This is a genomic window from Olsenella urininfantis, from assembly GCF_900155635.1.
In the GTDB taxonomy this organism is placed as follows: Bacteria; Actinomycetota; Coriobacteriia; order Coriobacteriales; family Atopobiaceae; genus Olsenella_G; species Olsenella_G urininfantis.
In genome coordinates this window covers 251,904-266,433 of sequence record NZ_LT732540.1, presented here as the reverse complement: position 1 = coordinate 266,433, position 14,530 = coordinate 251,904, and the positions used below count along the sequence as shown (strand labels likewise).

General features: G+C 64.3%; 14 protein-coding genes. 7 read left to right on the top strand and 7 right to left on the bottom strand.

The window, feature by feature from the left end; all coding sequences use genetic code 11:
• Positions 1–84 precede the first annotated feature (84 nt).
• Together CZ375_RS01190 and CZ375_RS01185 are read left to right on the top strand one after the other, a co-directional pair.
• Positions 85–1,089: an SPFH domain-containing protein gene (locus CZ375_RS01190; protein WP_077597509.1), complete on the top strand. Its 1,005-nt coding sequence runs from the start codon at positions 85–87 to the stop codon at positions 1,087–1,089.
• A gap of 16 nt (positions 1,090–1,105) precedes the next feature.
• The gene (locus tag CZ375_RS01185) at positions 1,106–1,282 is read left to right on the top strand and encodes a type II toxin-antitoxin system antitoxin (RefSeq protein ID WP_077597508.1); all 177 of its coding nucleotides are present in this window, start codon (positions 1,106–1,108) and stop codon (positions 1,280–1,282) included.
• Positions 1,283–1,347: 65 nt separating this feature from the next.
• Here CZ375_RS01185 and CZ375_RS01180 read toward each other — a convergent pair whose 3' ends face one another.
• Positions 1,348–2,124: a mechanosensitive ion channel family protein gene (locus tag CZ375_RS01180; RefSeq protein ID WP_077597507.1), complete on the bottom strand. Its 777-nt coding sequence runs from the start codon at positions 2,122–2,124 to the stop codon at positions 1,348–1,350.
• 4 nt (positions 2,125–2,128) lie between these two features.
• Entirely contained in the window at positions 2,129–4,744 is a 2,616-nt protein-coding gene (locus CZ375_RS01175) for an ATP-dependent helicase (protein WP_077597506.1), read from the bottom strand.
• Positions 4,745–5,058: 314 nt separating this feature from the next.
• Here CZ375_RS01175 and CZ375_RS01170 point away from each other — a divergent pair, with 314 nt between their 5' ends.
• From CZ375_RS01170 to CZ375_RS01160, 3 genes are all read left to right on the top strand, one after another.
• The gene (locus tag CZ375_RS01170) at positions 5,059–6,234 is read left to right on the top strand and encodes a cation diffusion facilitator family transporter (protein WP_077597505.1); all 1,176 of its coding nucleotides are present in this window, start codon (positions 5,059–5,061) and stop codon (positions 6,232–6,234) included.
• Between the two features lie 13 nt (positions 6,235–6,247).
• The gene (locus CZ375_RS01165) at positions 6,248–6,583 is read left to right on the top strand and encodes a nitrous oxide-stimulated promoter family protein (protein ID WP_077597504.1); all 336 of its coding nucleotides are present in this window, start codon (positions 6,248–6,250) and stop codon (positions 6,581–6,583) included.
• A gap of 96 nt (positions 6,584–6,679) precedes the next feature.
• Positions 6,680–8,176, top strand: a complete 1,497-nt coding sequence (locus tag CZ375_RS01160; RefSeq protein ID WP_077597503.1) for a flotillin family protein — start codon at positions 6,680–6,682, stop codon at positions 8,174–8,176.
• Between the two features lie 87 nt (positions 8,177–8,263).
• Here the strand turns inward: CZ375_RS01160 and CZ375_RS01155 are convergent, their stop codons facing one another.
• The 5 genes from CZ375_RS01155 to CZ375_RS01135 all read right to left on the bottom strand — a co-directional run bounded on the left by CZ375_RS01155 (position 8,264) and on the right by CZ375_RS01135 (position 12,630).
• On the bottom strand, positions 8,264–9,580 hold the full coding sequence (locus tag CZ375_RS01155; protein ID WP_143803045.1) for a hypothetical protein: 1,317 nt from the start codon (positions 9,578–9,580) through the stop codon (positions 8,264–8,266).
• A gap of 90 nt (positions 9,581–9,670) precedes the next feature.
• Positions 9,671–10,120, bottom strand: a complete 450-nt coding sequence (locus tag CZ375_RS01150; protein WP_077597501.1) for a low molecular weight protein-tyrosine-phosphatase — start codon at positions 10,118–10,120, stop codon at positions 9,671–9,673.
• 10 nt (positions 10,121–10,130) lie between these two features.
• Positions 10,131–10,448, bottom strand: a complete 318-nt coding sequence (locus CZ375_RS01145; protein ID WP_077597500.1) for a hypothetical protein — start codon at positions 10,446–10,448, stop codon at positions 10,131–10,133.
• 149 nt (positions 10,449–10,597) lie between these two features.
• Positions 10,598–11,572, bottom strand: a complete 975-nt coding sequence (locus CZ375_RS01140; protein WP_077597499.1) for a hypothetical protein — start codon at positions 11,570–11,572, stop codon at positions 10,598–10,600.
• A gap of 131 nt (positions 11,573–11,703) precedes the next feature.
• Positions 11,704–12,630 carry an undecaprenyl-diphosphate phosphatase gene (locus tag CZ375_RS01135; protein ID WP_077597498.1) on the bottom strand — a complete coding sequence of 309 codons (927 nt, stop codon included), beginning with the start codon at positions 12,628–12,630 and terminating at the stop codon, positions 11,704–11,706.
• A 212-nt stretch (positions 12,631–12,842) separates the two neighbouring features.
• On the opposite strand from CZ375_RS01135, the gene CZ375_RS01130 reads away from it, so the two are divergent.
• Together CZ375_RS01130 and CZ375_RS08210 are read left to right on the top strand one after the other, a co-directional pair.
• Positions 12,843–13,292 carry a universal stress protein gene (locus CZ375_RS01130; RefSeq protein WP_077597497.1) on the top strand — a complete coding sequence of 150 codons (450 nt, stop codon included), beginning with the start codon at positions 12,843–12,845 and terminating at the stop codon, positions 13,290–13,292.
• Between the two features lie 175 nt (positions 13,293–13,467).
• Positions 13,468–14,523, top strand: a complete 1,056-nt coding sequence (locus CZ375_RS08210; protein ID WP_077597496.1) for a coiled-coil domain-containing protein — start codon at positions 13,468–13,470, stop codon at positions 14,521–14,523.
• Positions 14,524–14,530 lie beyond the last annotated feature (7 nt).

Below are 14,530 nucleotides of genomic sequence, written 5' to 3'. Positions count from 1 at the left end.
ACTAAAGTGATATCATTCAGACATCAGCGAGGGCAGCGCCTTCACAGGGAAGAGCGGCCCCTCACTACTGAAGGAGAACGTGAGATGAGCACGGAGAAGAAGCTGGTCGCACCTTCGGGCTGGGTCATGCTGTTCGTCAACCTGGGCATGTATGCCGTATCCGTCTGGATGTTCGTCAGAAGCATCATAACCCTTGACACCTACGAGGAGCTGGGCTACTCAGCACCGGAGTTCACGGGGGCGAAGCTTGCCCTCAGCATCCTCCTTATGGTAGGAGCCATCATCGTGAGCTGCGGCTTCTTCTCTCTGCAGCCTGGCCAGGCGCGCGTCTGCGTGCTCTTCGGCAAGTACGTGGGCACCGTTCGAGACGAGGGCCTGAGGTGGGCCAACCCCTTCTACGCCAAGAGCCTGGGCAGGAGCTCTGGCGACACGGGCATCGAGGTCAGCGAGTCTGGCGTGAGCCTGGGCAAGTCCCACTCACACATCTCCAAGATCTCCACCCGCGCCCGCACCCTCAACGGCGAGCGACTCAAGGTGAATGACAAGATGGGCAACCCCATCGAGATCGCCACCGTGGTGGTTTGGCGCGTGGCCGACACCGCCAAGGCCGCCTTCGACGTGGACGATTACGAGAGCTTCGTCTCCATGCAGACCGAGACCGCCCTTCGCCACGTGGCCAGTATCTACGCCTACGATCACATGGAGGACGAGGACGAGAGCAACACCTCCATCACCCTTCGCTCCAACATCGAGGAGGTCTCCGAGGCGCTCAAGGCCGAGCTCGACCGCAAGCTGGCCGTGGCAGGCGTGTCCGTGGACGACGCACGCCTGACCCACCTCGCCTACGCGCCCGAGATCGCCCAGGCCATGCTGCGCCGCCAGCAGGCCGACGCCGTGATCGCCGCCCGCAAGAAGATAGTGGAGGGTGCCGTCAGCATGGTTGACATGGCCCTCTCGCAGCTTTCCGAGGGCGGGATAGTGGAGTTTGACGACGACCGCAAGGCGGTCATGGCCTCCAACCTGATGGTGGTGCTCTGTGGCGAGTCAGAGGCGCAACCCGTGCTGAACACCGGCTCCCTCTATCAGTAGGGTGGCGAGAGATGCCATGGCAGGGCGCAAGCAGTACCCTCTGCGCATAGACCCCGAGGTCTGGGAGGCCATAGAGCTCTGGGCAAAGGATGACATGCGCAGCGCGAACGCGCAGGTGGAGTTCATCCTGAAGGACGCGCTGAGAAGATCGGGCAGGATCCCCGAGCGGCGCAGGGCCGAGGGAAGACCCTAGTGGGGAGGCGGGCCGGCAACCAGATTGGTGCCGGCCCGCCTCCCCTGCGTCATGATGCAGTCGCGTCAGGCGAGAGAGTCGCCCTGCGTATAGGCCATCCAGGGGCAGTTCGCGATCGCTCGCGCCAGGCGGTCCACCGCGTGCGAGGGAACGACGTCATCCTTGACGTGAAGGTGCACGACCCCAAGCGCCGCGCGAGGCGTGAACTCAGTGAAGACGACCTCCACCTCAAAGACGGGCTCGAGCAAGCCCGCAAGCTCTCGTGCGGCAGCGTCGCGTATGTCCTGCGCGACCCGGTCAAGGTCATTGCCCGAAGCAACGGCGAAGGGGAGGTCCGCGCACGTCACCTGCCAGCGCGTTCGCCTGGTAAGCCCCGTCTTGTTGAGCACGGAGTTGGGAATGAGGTCCACGCTCCCGCCCCGCGAGCGCACCAGGGTGGACCTCCAGGTCACGTCCACCACCTCGCCCGTCACGCTGCCCACGCCAACCTGGTCCCCCGGCTTCACCACCCGGGCGGTCATCAGCCCCAGGCCCCCCACCAAGTTTGAGATGGTGTCCTGCAGGCCCAGGGAGACCACCAGGGAGGTGACGCCCAAGGCCGTGATGAAGGCCGTGGGCTCGACCCCAAATACTGGCTTGAGCACGGCAAGGAGCGCGAAAGCCCAGACCAGGGCCCTCAGAAGGTTGATGAAGATGGTGGCAGAGGGCAGGTTTGAGCCATCTATGGCCTTGCGGGCGGCGCCCACCACAAAGTGCTGCACCAGAATGGCGGCGCAGGCGGCAACGGCCAACGTCACCACGTGGGAGATAAGATCGCCCGCACCCAACGCGACTCCAGCCATGGCGCTACCCCTCGATCTTCACTATGGGCGCAAAGCCCTTCATCAGCTTCTTGGTCTTGCCGGTGCGCGTGAAGAAGACCTCTATGGTGTCGCCCGATGCGGCCTTCACCACGCCAGGCCCAAAGGTCTTGTGAGAGACCTTGTCCCCTGGAGAGAAGCCTTCGGCGGCCTTGCTGCCGTCTCTCTTGATGGGCGCGGGCGCCACGGGCCTCGTTGAGGGGCTTCCGCCCGTCGAGCGCGTGCGCGAGCCAAAGACGTTGCCCCCATAGACCTCCGAGCCCCTGCCCGACCCATAGGTGCCATGGCGGTCTCCCCGCTTCTCCCAGCCGACTCCCGAGAAGCCAGAGGAGCCAACGCCCGTGGCGTGCACGTCCTCAGGCGGAATCTCGTTGAGGAAGCGGCTCCTCGGATTGGTCTGCACGGAGCCAAACACGTGACGCGTGGCGGCATAGGTGAGGTAGAGCTTCCTCTCCGCACGTGTGATGGCAACGTAGGCCAGCCTCCTCTCCTCCTCGAGAGACGCGGGGTCCTCCTCGTGGGCCCTGTGCGGGAAGATCCCGTCTTCCATGCCCGCAACGAAGACCACGGGGAACTCAAGGCCCTTGGCGGAGTGCACCGTCATCATGGTGATGGCACTCGACTGCCCGGCAAGCGCGTCGAGGTCCGAGCGCAGGGCCAGCCACTCCATGAAGGCGGGAAGCTTCTCTGCGGCCGCGGGCGCCGTCACGCCATCGCCTGATGGCTCGGCGTTCGCTGCGCTCACTCGCTGTCGCGACTCGCCATCGTGCGATGGCGTGACGGCGGCGGCCGAGGGAGCTTGGCCCGCGGACGGGTTAAGGGCACCGGCTGCCCTGAGCTGCTGGAGGCTCTCCAGGGTCTCTGCCACGTCGTCGTGGGTCTCGTCGAACTCCTGGGCCACGCCAAGGAACTCACGGACGTTCTCTATGCGGCCGTCCGCCTCCATGCTCTGCTCGGCCTCGTAGGCCTTGATGATGCCGGCCTTCTCGATGATTGCCTCGACCACGCGGGCGAGCTCTCCTCTGAACTTCCGTCCCCCCTCGATGGCGCCCGTGAACTCCGCGAGGCCCCCTCTCGCCTTGGCACCCAGGAGCCCCGGCTCCCCCACGCAGGCCTGGGCGGCCGAGAAGAATGAGACGCCCCTCTCGGCGGCGTAGGACCTCACCTTGCTGATCGAGGTGGTTCCCACGCCACGCCGCGGCGTGTTGACCACACGCAGGGCGCTCACGTCGTCATCCGGGTTCACCACAAGCTTGAGATAGGCCATCACGTCGCGAATCTCCGCGCGATCGAAGAAGCGCGTGCCTCCCACGATCTTGTAGGGCACGCCCGCACGCAGGAACATGTCTTCCAGGATGCGCGACTGCGCATTAGTGCGATAGAAGACCGCAACGTCGTCGTAGCCGATGCCCCCATCATGAAGCTTCTCTATCTCCGACCCAATCCAGCGACCCTCGTCGCGCTCGTCTGCGGCCTGGAAGAGCTCGATCCTCTCGCCATCGCCGCGATCCGTGAACAGGCGCTTCTCCTCTCGGCGCGAGTTGTTGCGCACCACGGCGTTTGCCGCGTTGAGGATGTGGCCGAAGGAGCGGTAGTTCTGCTCCAGCTTGACAACCAGGGCGTTGGGGTAGTCATGGCGAAAGCTCAGGATGTTGGTGATGTCCGCACCGCGCCAGGAGTAGATCGACTGGTCGTCGTCGCCCACCACCATGAGGTTCTGGTACTTGCGGGCCAGGAGGTTGGTGATGGCGTACTGCACCGCGTTGGTGTCCTGATACTCGTCCACGCTGATCTGGCGGAAGCGCTCTTGGTAGCGGTCGAGCACCTCGGGATACTTGCTCAGCAGCTCGTAGGTCTTGACGAGCAGGTCATCGAAGTCCATGGCGTTGGCTCGCTCGAGCCTGCGCTGCAGGGCGCGGTAGACGCGAGCCGCCGCGCGCTGCTGGGGCGAGCTGGCCTGCCCCTCCATCTCGTCCGGCATCACCAGGGCGTTCTTTGCCTGGCTGATCATGGAGCGCACCGCCGGCAGGGGGAAGTGCTTCTGGTCTATGTCGAGGTCGCTCATGATGGCCTTGACCAGGCGCTTGGAGTCATCGTCGTCATAGATGGTGAAATTGGGCCCGAAGCCCAGGAGCTCGCCGTCCTCCCTCAGCATGCGCACGCACATGGCGTGGAAGGTGCAGACCCACATGCCGCGCGTGCCTCCGGGAAGCAGGGCGTCCAGGCGCTCGCGCATCTCTGCCGCCGCCTTGTTGGTGAAGGTGATGGCCAGCACCTGCCAGGGACGCACGCCCTCGTCGGCAATCATGTGGGCTATGCGGAAGGTGAGCACGCGCGTCTTGCCAGAGCCCGCGCCAGCCAGAACCAGCAGGGGCCCACGGGTGCACTCGGCGGCCTTGCGCTGGGCGGGGTTGAGGCCGCCGAGGTCTATGCTCGACCCAGACGCGCTCTGCGCAGGCAGGGCGGATGCCTGGTGGTCGGCTTGCGCCGGAGGCCTGTGGCCCGCCTCGGCAGGCACCGCCTTGGCACCATGTATCGGCAGGAGGGCGGATTCCCCCTGGCTGGCAAACAGGCTGGCTTGGAACTCGTTGAAGCTTGGCATGGCTCTCCTGCGCGTTGTGGGTGTACCCCAACGAGTGTAGCCCGCAGACCGGACGAGAACCCACTGCCTCGGGGCGAATCTCACAAGGAGCGGAAGTCCCCTCTCGCCGGCCGCCGCAGGTGGTGCGAAGGTCCGTCACCCATCGACGACCTGGTGAGGCCATTTTGGAGGGATGCTCCCTCTTTGCCCTCCCGGTCGGTCTGCCACTGACGGTTTTCGCAGGGACACGGCACGGGATGGCAAAAGGGAGGCCTCTGGTATAGGGTACAAGGACCCCATGCGCCACCAGGCGCTCGCAGGAATCGGGAGGAACCTTGGGCGATTGGCTAATCAGGACCTTCGTGAAGGACGAGGGGCGCCCCAGCTCCCCTGCCGCTCGCATGTCGGTGGGGAACCTCTCCAGCATCAGCTGCATCGTGCTCAACCTCCTGCTCAGTCTCACCAAGGGATTCGTGGGGATGACGCTGGGCTCGGTCTCCGTGGTTGCCGACGCCGTGAACAACCTGTCCGACGCCTCGAGCAACCTGGTCAGCCTCATCGGCTTCAGGCTGGCGGGCCGTCCGGCCGACGAGGAGCACCCCTATGGCCATGGCCGCATCGAGTACCTGGCGGGCATGGTGGTTTCGACGCTCATCGTTGCCGTGGGGCTGCAGCTGGGCCGCAGCTCCGTGGAGAGGATCGTCTCGCCAGAGGCTCCTGCGTTTGACCTTGCCGCCATCCTTGCGCTGCTGCTCTCCATTGCGGTCAAGCTCTGGATGTCCCGCTTCAACCTCAGGCTGTCGAAGCTCATAGGGTCGGTGGCGCTCGAGGCCACGGCGGCAGACTCCAGAAACGACGTCCTGACAAGCTCCGCCGTGCTGGCCGCAGGCCTCGTCTCTCGATACACGGGCCTCGACCTGGACGGTTGGGCGGGCCTTGCCGTTGCCGCCTTCATCATCGTCAGCGGCATCGGGCTCATACATGACACGATTGACCCGCTGCTGGGCCGCACGCCCTCGCCCGAGCTGGTATGCCGCGTGCACGAGCGCATTCTCTCGTACCCCGGCGTACTTGGAACCCATGACCTGCTCATACACGACTACGGGCCGGGTCGTCAGTTTGCCAGCGCCCACGTGGAGATGGCAGCGGACGCCACCGTGCGTGAGACCCACAAGGTGCTTGACGCCATCGAGCGAGACCTGCTCACCGACGAGCACCTGCGCACCATCCTTCACTGCGACCCCATCGAGACCCATCGCGGCGACGAGGACCTGCGCAACTGGCTTGCCGAGAGGCTCGCGGAGCTCGATCGAGAGCTGGAGATACACGACGTGAGCGTGACGCGCGACCGCGGCCTCATACGCGTCTCCCTGGATTGCGCCAAGCCACCCCAGCTTGAGGTCAGCGACGACGACCTCAGGGAGCTGGTTGAGTCCCTGGTGCGTCTGCGCGTCCCTGGGGCGGAGTGCTCCCTGACCATTGACTCGGGCTTCGTCTCGCCAGAGTCCTAGACAGGAGGCGCAGATGATTGACGTCGAGAAGAAGAGACTGCGAGAGCGGCTCGTGGTGGAGCAGATGATCGGGCTCTACTGCCATGACCGTCACCACAGCGGAGATCGGCTCTGCCCTGACTGCGCCGCGCTGAGGGACTACGCCCTCGCCCGCATAGAGCGCTGTCCCCTCATGGCCACCAAGACCTTCTGCTCCCAATGCAAGGTGCACTGCTACGCACCTCGCCAAAAGGAGGCGATCAGGCAGGTCATGCGCTACTCAGGGCCGCGCATGCTGCTGCGGCACCCGCTCATGACCGTGCACCACGGCCTTGACACCCTCAGGGCACGCCTGACCGGACGTCCATAGCTCGAGCTGCCGCTCACAGCGATGGGACGTGGCCGCCTCGTCCATGCCCTACTATTTTCTGACACAGGACAAAGTCAGGTCAATTGGGAGGTAAGCATGGAACTGCTTCGCTACATTGCGATCGCGGCAGTGGCTCTCGTCATACTGATCATCGTGGCCTCCGGGTACGTGAAGGCCCCACCCGACCAGGCATACATCATCTCCGGTGGCGGCAAGAGGCCTCGCTATCTCATCGGGAAGTCGGGCGTTCGCATTCCCTTCCTGCAGCGCGTTGACCGCCTCTCGCTCAGGATGCTCTCCGTGGACGTCAAGACCTCGAAGACCATTCCCACGTTGGACTACATCAACATCATGGTCGACTCGGTTGCCGTGGTGAAGATCTCCAACAGCGAGGAGGGTCTGGCAAAGGCCGCCGAGAACTTCCTCAACCGCGACTCCGAGTACATCAACGCCATGGTGGTGAACGTGCTCGAGGGCAACCTCCGCGAGATCATCGGAAGCATGCGCCTCACCGAGATCATGAACGACCGGAAGACCTTTGCCACGAAGGTCCAGGAGAACGCCATGACCGACATGCAGCGCATGGGTCTTGAGATCGTCTCCTTCAACATCCAGAACATCGACGACGACGGCATCGGCGTCATCGAGAACCTGGGCATCGCCAACACCGTTGCCATCCAGCAGAACGCCCAGATCTCCAAGGCAAACGCCGAGAAGGAGATCGCCGTTGCCCAGGCCGAGGCAAACAAGGTCGCCAACGACGCCCGCATCGCCTCCGAGACGGCAATAGCCGAGCAGAACAACGACCTGGCGCTGAAGCAGGCTGCCCTCAAGACCGAGGCGGACACGGCCTCGGCCAAGGCCGATGCCGCCCAGGGCATCGAGGCCCAGAGGCAGCAGAAGGCCATCAACACCGAGCAGGTCAACGCAGAGATCGCCAAGGCGGACCGCGAGGCCGAGCTGAAGATGAAGGAGGTGGCGGTTCGCGAGCAGGAGCTGGACGCCTCCATTCGCAAGCAGGCCGACGCCGACCGCTACGCCGCGGAGCAGAAGGCCCAGGCGGAGCTCATCACCAGGCAGAAGCAGGCCGAGGCGGAGCTCTACGCCGCCCAGAAGGCAGCCGAGGCAACCCGCGCCCAAGGCGAGGCCGAGGCAGAGGCAACCCGCGCCCGCGGCCTGGCCGAGGCGGAGGCCATGGACAAGAAGGCGGAGGCACTGCGCAAGTACGGCCAGGCGGCCCTTGCCCAGCAGATCATTGGCGTGCTGCCCGACATCATCGCCGCGGCGTCCAAGCCCATCGAGGGCATTGACGCCATCAACATCTACTCCACCGTGGGAGGCGCGGACGCCGAGGGATCGCCCGCGGCAGGCGTGACCTCCATGGCCCCACAGTCCATCAAGGCAGCCTTCGACATGGTGAGGTCCGTGACGGGCGTGGACCTTGCCGACGTCATGAGGGCCGACACCTACGACGCCAAGGTCAACCGCAACGTGAGCATAGACGCCGCCGCGCTGGACGGCATCGCGCACGTGGTCAAGGTTGCGGGCAAGGGCGAGGGTGCCCCCGCCCCGGAGGAGTCCGGCAAGGCGTAGCCAGCTGCCGAGCATCGCCTTGCATCAGCATACAAAAGGGCCCGCCGTTGCCAGAAAGCACGGCGGGCCCATCTGATTCGCGTGGGACTAGGGGCGGTGCCTCCTCAGCTCACGCTCCAGGCGCTGGGCGCGATCCTCCGCATGGATGGTGCCGATTACCGCCGCGTCGCGTAGGGCATCGATCTCGCGGTCGGAGGCATCGTTGATGGCGTCGACGAGCGGCTGCAGCTCCTGCCTCCTGCGCTCCGCGTCCTCCTGCGCCTTCCTCCGGTTGATCTCTGCCATCTTCTCCTCGTACGCACGGCTTTCCCTGGCATGGCGCCTTCGCATGTTCTCTTCGTAATCGTAGCTATCTCTCAGCTGCTGCACGCTGGTGTAGCCGTGAGAATCCGGCGCATCGGTTTCGTGCCTCATCGTGCGCAAGGCCCAGAGCGCATACTTCCTGGCCGACGCGATGGTCTCGTCCACTCCGCTCGCAGAGCCAAATTCGCACAGCACGTCAGGAATGACCTGCCTGATGTCTCGCTCAAGCTCCTCGCAGCTCTTCTTGATCTCTTGGCGCTGAAGGCCAAGGGCCTCGAGCTCCTTCGCGTGGGCGCTCCTGAGCTCCTCGATACGCGCGTTTGCGCGTGCGCCCTCTTCCCTCAGAAGCTGCTCATGCCTGGAAGCACGCTGCTTGTAGCTCTCCTGCTCCTTCCCCTCAAAACGTGTTGCCGCTGCGTGCGCGCGTCCTGGCAATACCTTGGACACAAAAATGACAAGGGCCATCAGGCCAAGCGTGAGGGGGAACACCAGCACCTGCAAGGGGTGGCTTTCGCCCATGAACTGCGTGTTTGCGATGCCCAGGGCCCATATCAGAACTGACCCGAAGGAGTGGGCGACAGGAACCACGACAAGGGCCTTGCTCAGGAGGGCATGTCCTTCCTCCAGGCGATGAGACGCAAGCACGCAGGCGATTCCAAGAAAAAGAGAGAACAGCGCCGAGGAGAGCCAGACGCCGCCATCATGTATCCTCGTCCCTCCAAGGCAGATTGCCTCTATGAGGGCTCGTCCAAGGCCCGATCCCATCACGATGAGGGAGAGCACGCAGAGAGCGTCGACGAAGCGAGCCTGAAGGAGCCGCAGGATGTGCGGCGTATCTCGAGGCGGCTTTACGTCCTCCACCGGCACCGCGCTTGATCTGGCCTCGGCATGTATCGCGTCCTTGAGCGCACGCTCCTTGCGGTCTGTCTCCTCCTCGCGCTGCTTGAGCACACGAAGCCTCTTGAGCTTTGCCTGGGCGGAATCCAGCGAGTCCTCGAGCTGCTTGACGGGAATGGGAATCTCGGGACGTGAGGGCTCCGGTTTTGGAACGTCCGAGAAGAAGCTGCCAAACATGTCCGAAAAGCCTTCGAAGGACTCCATCGTCTCCCCCATCAGAATGCACACGAAGCCACCGCTGCCTTCTGGAGATGATTATAGGGGGAGCGAAGGGCACGAAACGGCGGCATTAGGTCAGGGAAGCCGTTCGAGCAGCGCCATGCAGCCCCTGCGCACGTCGCGATAGGTGGCGTCAAAGTCGCCCGTGTACCAGGGATCGGCTACGTCCGCCTCCACCCCCGCCCACGAGAGAAGCTTGCTCACCTTGTGCTCGGGGTCGGACCCCAGGATGCGCTTGAGACCGCGGCGGTTCTCCTCGTCCATGATCACCAGGTGGTCGAAGCGCTCGTAGTCCGCAGGAGTCACCTGGCGCGCGCGGTGGTGTCCGCAGGGCACGCCCTCTGCCTGCAGCTTGCGCCGGGTACCAGGATGGACGTCGTTGCCGATCTCCTCTCGGCTGGTTGCCGCCGAGTCGATGAGGAACTCGACCTCGCGGCCCGCCCCGCGAGCCAGCTGCTCCATCACGTACTGAGCCATGGTTGACCTGCATATGTTTCCGTGGCAGATGAAAAGGATGCTGGTCATACCTTCTCCCTCACTTCCTGTTACGCCAGGCCCTGATCGGCCAGGCCAGGAGCATGCCCGCAAGGGCGATGACAGCATAGGCAGCCACGTAGAACAGAGCGCTCTCGTTGTAGTAGATCCACACGGTGGGCAGGAACAGCAGCGCAACGATCAGCGGATGCACCAGCCAGAGACCCTTTAGCCACCCCTGCCAGAAGGACATCACCAGGCAGATCAGCGGAAGCGCCAGCAGGAGAAGGAACATGCCGCTACCCGTGTCACGCAGGATGAGCGGCGGGAGAAGGTAGAAGCCCGCGGCAATGGTCCCGTAGATGATCGCGTTGGCCATGTCCTCTCCCCTCTCCTCGCCCGTCTGCGTAGCCCACCACATCAAAACCTGTCAGTCGGTGACAGGTTTTGTCGCCGAAAATGGCGTTTTCCACGGTTTGGTCCTGAAATCCTGTCAGCGGGTGACAGGATTTCCAGCCAAGGTGCCCGCTACCTGTCCCTCTCGTAGGCGAGGGCGGCATCGCGCACGGAACCAGCCGGGTTCTGACGCGCCCACAGCGTGAAGTCGCGAATTGCCTCAATGGTCTGGTCAACCTCCGCAACCGAGCCAAGCCTGCGCAGCGACCTGGGGAAGGAGCAACCGCGCACAACCTCAAGGGCCTCATCCCTCTCGGCACGAGCGGCCTTGCGGCGGGAGTCGATGTCGTCGAACTCGGACTGGTGCCTCTTCTTGAGCTTCTCGTAGTAGGCCTGCGCGCGCTGCTCCTCTTGGGCCAGCTGGTGCTGGTGCTCAGCACCATCCCTCGCACCGCCAGAGCCCTGGACGCCACGCAGCCTCATGCGCCCGCCTATGAGGGTCACCAGGGTGGACGCAAGGAAGATCAGGCCGAGGAGAAAGAGCTCGATGGGCACGGCAAACACCTGGCGCGGATACCCCGCCCCGGGAAACTCCGCCATCTGGATCTCGAGCGCCCAGGTGAAGGCGCGCATGAGCTCGAAGGCGAGGGGGATTCCCAACACCACGGGAGCCAGGCGCGGGCGCGTCTTCCTGACCATGTGCGAGATCTTGACCAGCACCAGGCCCACGATGAGGCCCACGATGGGAGAGCCCGCCACGTCACCGGGGTGCATGACCGTGCCATCCAGGCAGAGGCTCTCCACTATGGTGCAGTGCAGGTCGGAACCCATTATGGTGAAGCCAAGCACGCAGAGGGCGTCGGGCAAGCTTACGTCGGCGAGCTTGCCCAGGATGCCGTAGCTCTCTGCCAGCTTGTCCGAAGACTCGTCTATCTGCCGGGGCGTGGCTCCGGGGGTGTTGCGCAGGCTGCTCTCCAGCAGACGCTTTTCCTCCTTGAGCTTGTCTTCGCGCACCATTGCCTCGCGCAGCCTGAGGAGCTTCTCTCGGAAGGTTGCCATCTCTGCCTCGAGGACCCTCTCCCACGGGCCAAGCTGATCTTCTGCCACGCCGTCCCCTCTCCCTTCGCCATTCGCGCAAGGCGACCGGCATCACGTGTTCCCGCATAGATATTAGGGAGTATCACACGCCAGCGATGCGAGAGGGGCCACCCATCCGGTAGACGTTATGCGGCCGTGTGTCAGCCCAGGAAGAGGAAGTACGCAGCCACGGCCGCGCCCAGCAGGATGCGGTACCAGCCGAAGGGCCTGAAGTCGTGCTTGCGCACAAAGCCCATGAGCAGGCGAATCACCACAAGCGACACCACGAAGGCGCAGGCGCAGCCGCACGCCAGGACCATGGCCTCCTGGGAGCTGAAGCTGTTTCCCTTGAGGAAGAACTTGGCGAGGCGAAGCCCACTCGCCCCCACCATCACAGGAACGGCAAGATAGAAGGTGAACTCCGCGGCAACCGCGCGCGAGCAGCCCAGGATGAGGCCGCCGATGATGGTGGAGCCCGAGCGGGAGGTTCCAGGCACCATGGAGAGAACTTGGAAGAGCCCGATGCCTATGGCGGTTGGCCAGCCCAGCTCCTCGATGCTCGTCACCCTGGCATCGCGGTCCGCCAGCGGAAGCTCGTCCTCACCATGCGCAGGGGCCATGTGGCGGGGGCCCGCGCCAGAGGCGGCTTGCCGCAGCGCCTCGTTTGCCCTCCTCGCACGGGCGCCCTCGATGACTATGAAGGCTATTCCGTAGACGACCAGCGCCGCCGCGATGACATAGGGCCCGCCAAGATGGGCCTCCATCCAGTCGTCCAGGGGGATGCCGATGACGGCGGCAGGAAGGCAGGCAACCACGATCTTCGCCCAGAGCAGCCAGGTGGCGCGCCTGCCGGCCCGCCCCTTGCCGGGCGAGAAGGGATTGAGCTGGTGGAAGTACAGCACGCAGACCGCCATGGTGGCACCAAGCTGGATGACCACCAGGAACATGTTCCAGAAGTCAGTGGAGACGTCGAGCCGCACGAACTTGCCCAGAAGCAGCATGTGGCCCGTGGACGAGATGGGGAGCCACTCGGTGACGCCCTCCACCAGCCCGTAGAGGGCCGCCTTGAGCAGTTCCAGATGGGACATCAAAAATTCCACGCTGCCTCCTCGTGCGTAGCTCACCTCTCCTCAAGGGCAATCATGAACCTTGCAGGCGAAAAGGCGGCGTCTCACACAAGACAACCATGCCACGGCCCAACCGCTTGCGGAGCCGTTGGGGCAAGGCGGCGTCACGTCTTCCGGCATGGGTACACTCCCCTCAAGGGAAGCTGGCCTGCTTGAGTCTGGAGGTGTCTGCGATGACCGATTACCAGGACCTGGGTTACGACAAGATCTTTGTCTCCCTGGACGGGACCGCTCAGCAGAAGGAGGTCCTCGACCGCGCCATCGTGATGGCCGCAAACAACAATGCCGAGCTCTACATAGGGCACGTGGTGGATTCCACGGCGCTTGAGACCGCAGGGTCTTACCCCCACGACATCCTCTCCACGCTCGAGGACGACTTCCGCCGGTCCGTTGCCGAGGACGTGGAGAGGGCGCGTCAGATCCCCCAGATCAAGAAGGTCGAGGTGCTGGTCTGCGCGGGACGCATCCGCGAGACCCTCAAGGAGGAGATGCTCGATGTGATCGAGCCCGACCTCATCATCTGCGGCGCGCGCGGGCTCTCGTCCATCAAGTACGCCCTTCTGGGGTCCATCTCCACCTTCCTGGCAAGAAACGCCAGATGTGACACCCTGGTCATCAAATAGGCAGACGAATCCCCAGCTAGGTCCGCTCGTTCTGGGGCAGGTCCCCTTTTGGGGCCTGCCCCTTTTCGCTGCGGCAGTCATGAAAGATATGTAGCCGGGGCCAAAAGCTCGTATCATGTGAAGAATGCTTTTTGTTGGGAGCACCGCTTCTGTTGAGCGACGACGAGGGGGACCAGTGCACAGGGCCACGCGAATCGCCACCACCATCATGCTGACAGGGATCCTTGCCTCACCCTCGCTGGCGGTCGCGCCCAGCGTTGCCCTGGCAGCCACCAACTCGGAGATTCAGCAGCGCCTCGAGCAGACGGCGAGCGACTACGAGGAGGCCTCCAGGCACGCGCAGGAGGTCCAGTCGCGCATCGACGAGAACGAGCGGCAGATCAAGGAGCTCGAGGCCAGGCTTCCCGAGCTGAGGTCAAACGCCGCAAGCTCCATCTCGACCCTCTACAAGCTGCAGCAGTCCGGCGGCACCCTGGTTGACCTGATTCTCTCTTCAGAGAGCTTCAACCAGCTCGTGGCCACCCTGAACTATCTCAACGTCATCTCGGGCAAGAGCGGCGACGCCATCGAGGAGCTGGTGCGGACCCAGAGCCAGCTTGCGCAGACGCGCGACATGCTTGCCGTGGAGAAGTCCGAGGCGGACAACGCCGTCAGTAGGGCCGAGGAGGCCATGCAGTCTGCCGTCGCGGCGCGCGAGGAGGCCCAGGAGGCGGCCCACAAGGCCGCGCTTGCCGAGCAGGCCCAGGTGCGCGCAGCCCTCGAGGAGGCTCGCAGCGCCAGCGGCAGCAGCTTCACCACCGAGTCGGGCAACACCGCCACCGTGGAGACGCCCGAAGAGGACAACGGCGGCGGCAACGTCCAGTGGAGCGACCGCGACAGCTTCGTAGCCCAGTGGACGAGCCGTATCGACAACTACCTGGCAGGATCTCCCATGGCAGGGCACGGGCGCACCTTCGCCGAGGCGGCCTGGGACTACGGCGTGGACCCGCGCTGGTCTCCCGCCATCGCCTGCATAGAGAGCACCAAGGGCGAATACTGCTTCCTCCCCTACAACGCCTGGGGCTGGGGCAGCTCGAGTTGGGGTGACTGGGACAGCGCGATCCGCGACCACGTCTCCGGCCTGGCGGCCATATACGGCTACACCATCTCCATGGACGCGGCGAAGATGTACTGCCCTCCCACGGCCGAGCTCTGGTACTCCTCGGTCCTCTCGCAGATGAACTGCATCTAGCCTGGCT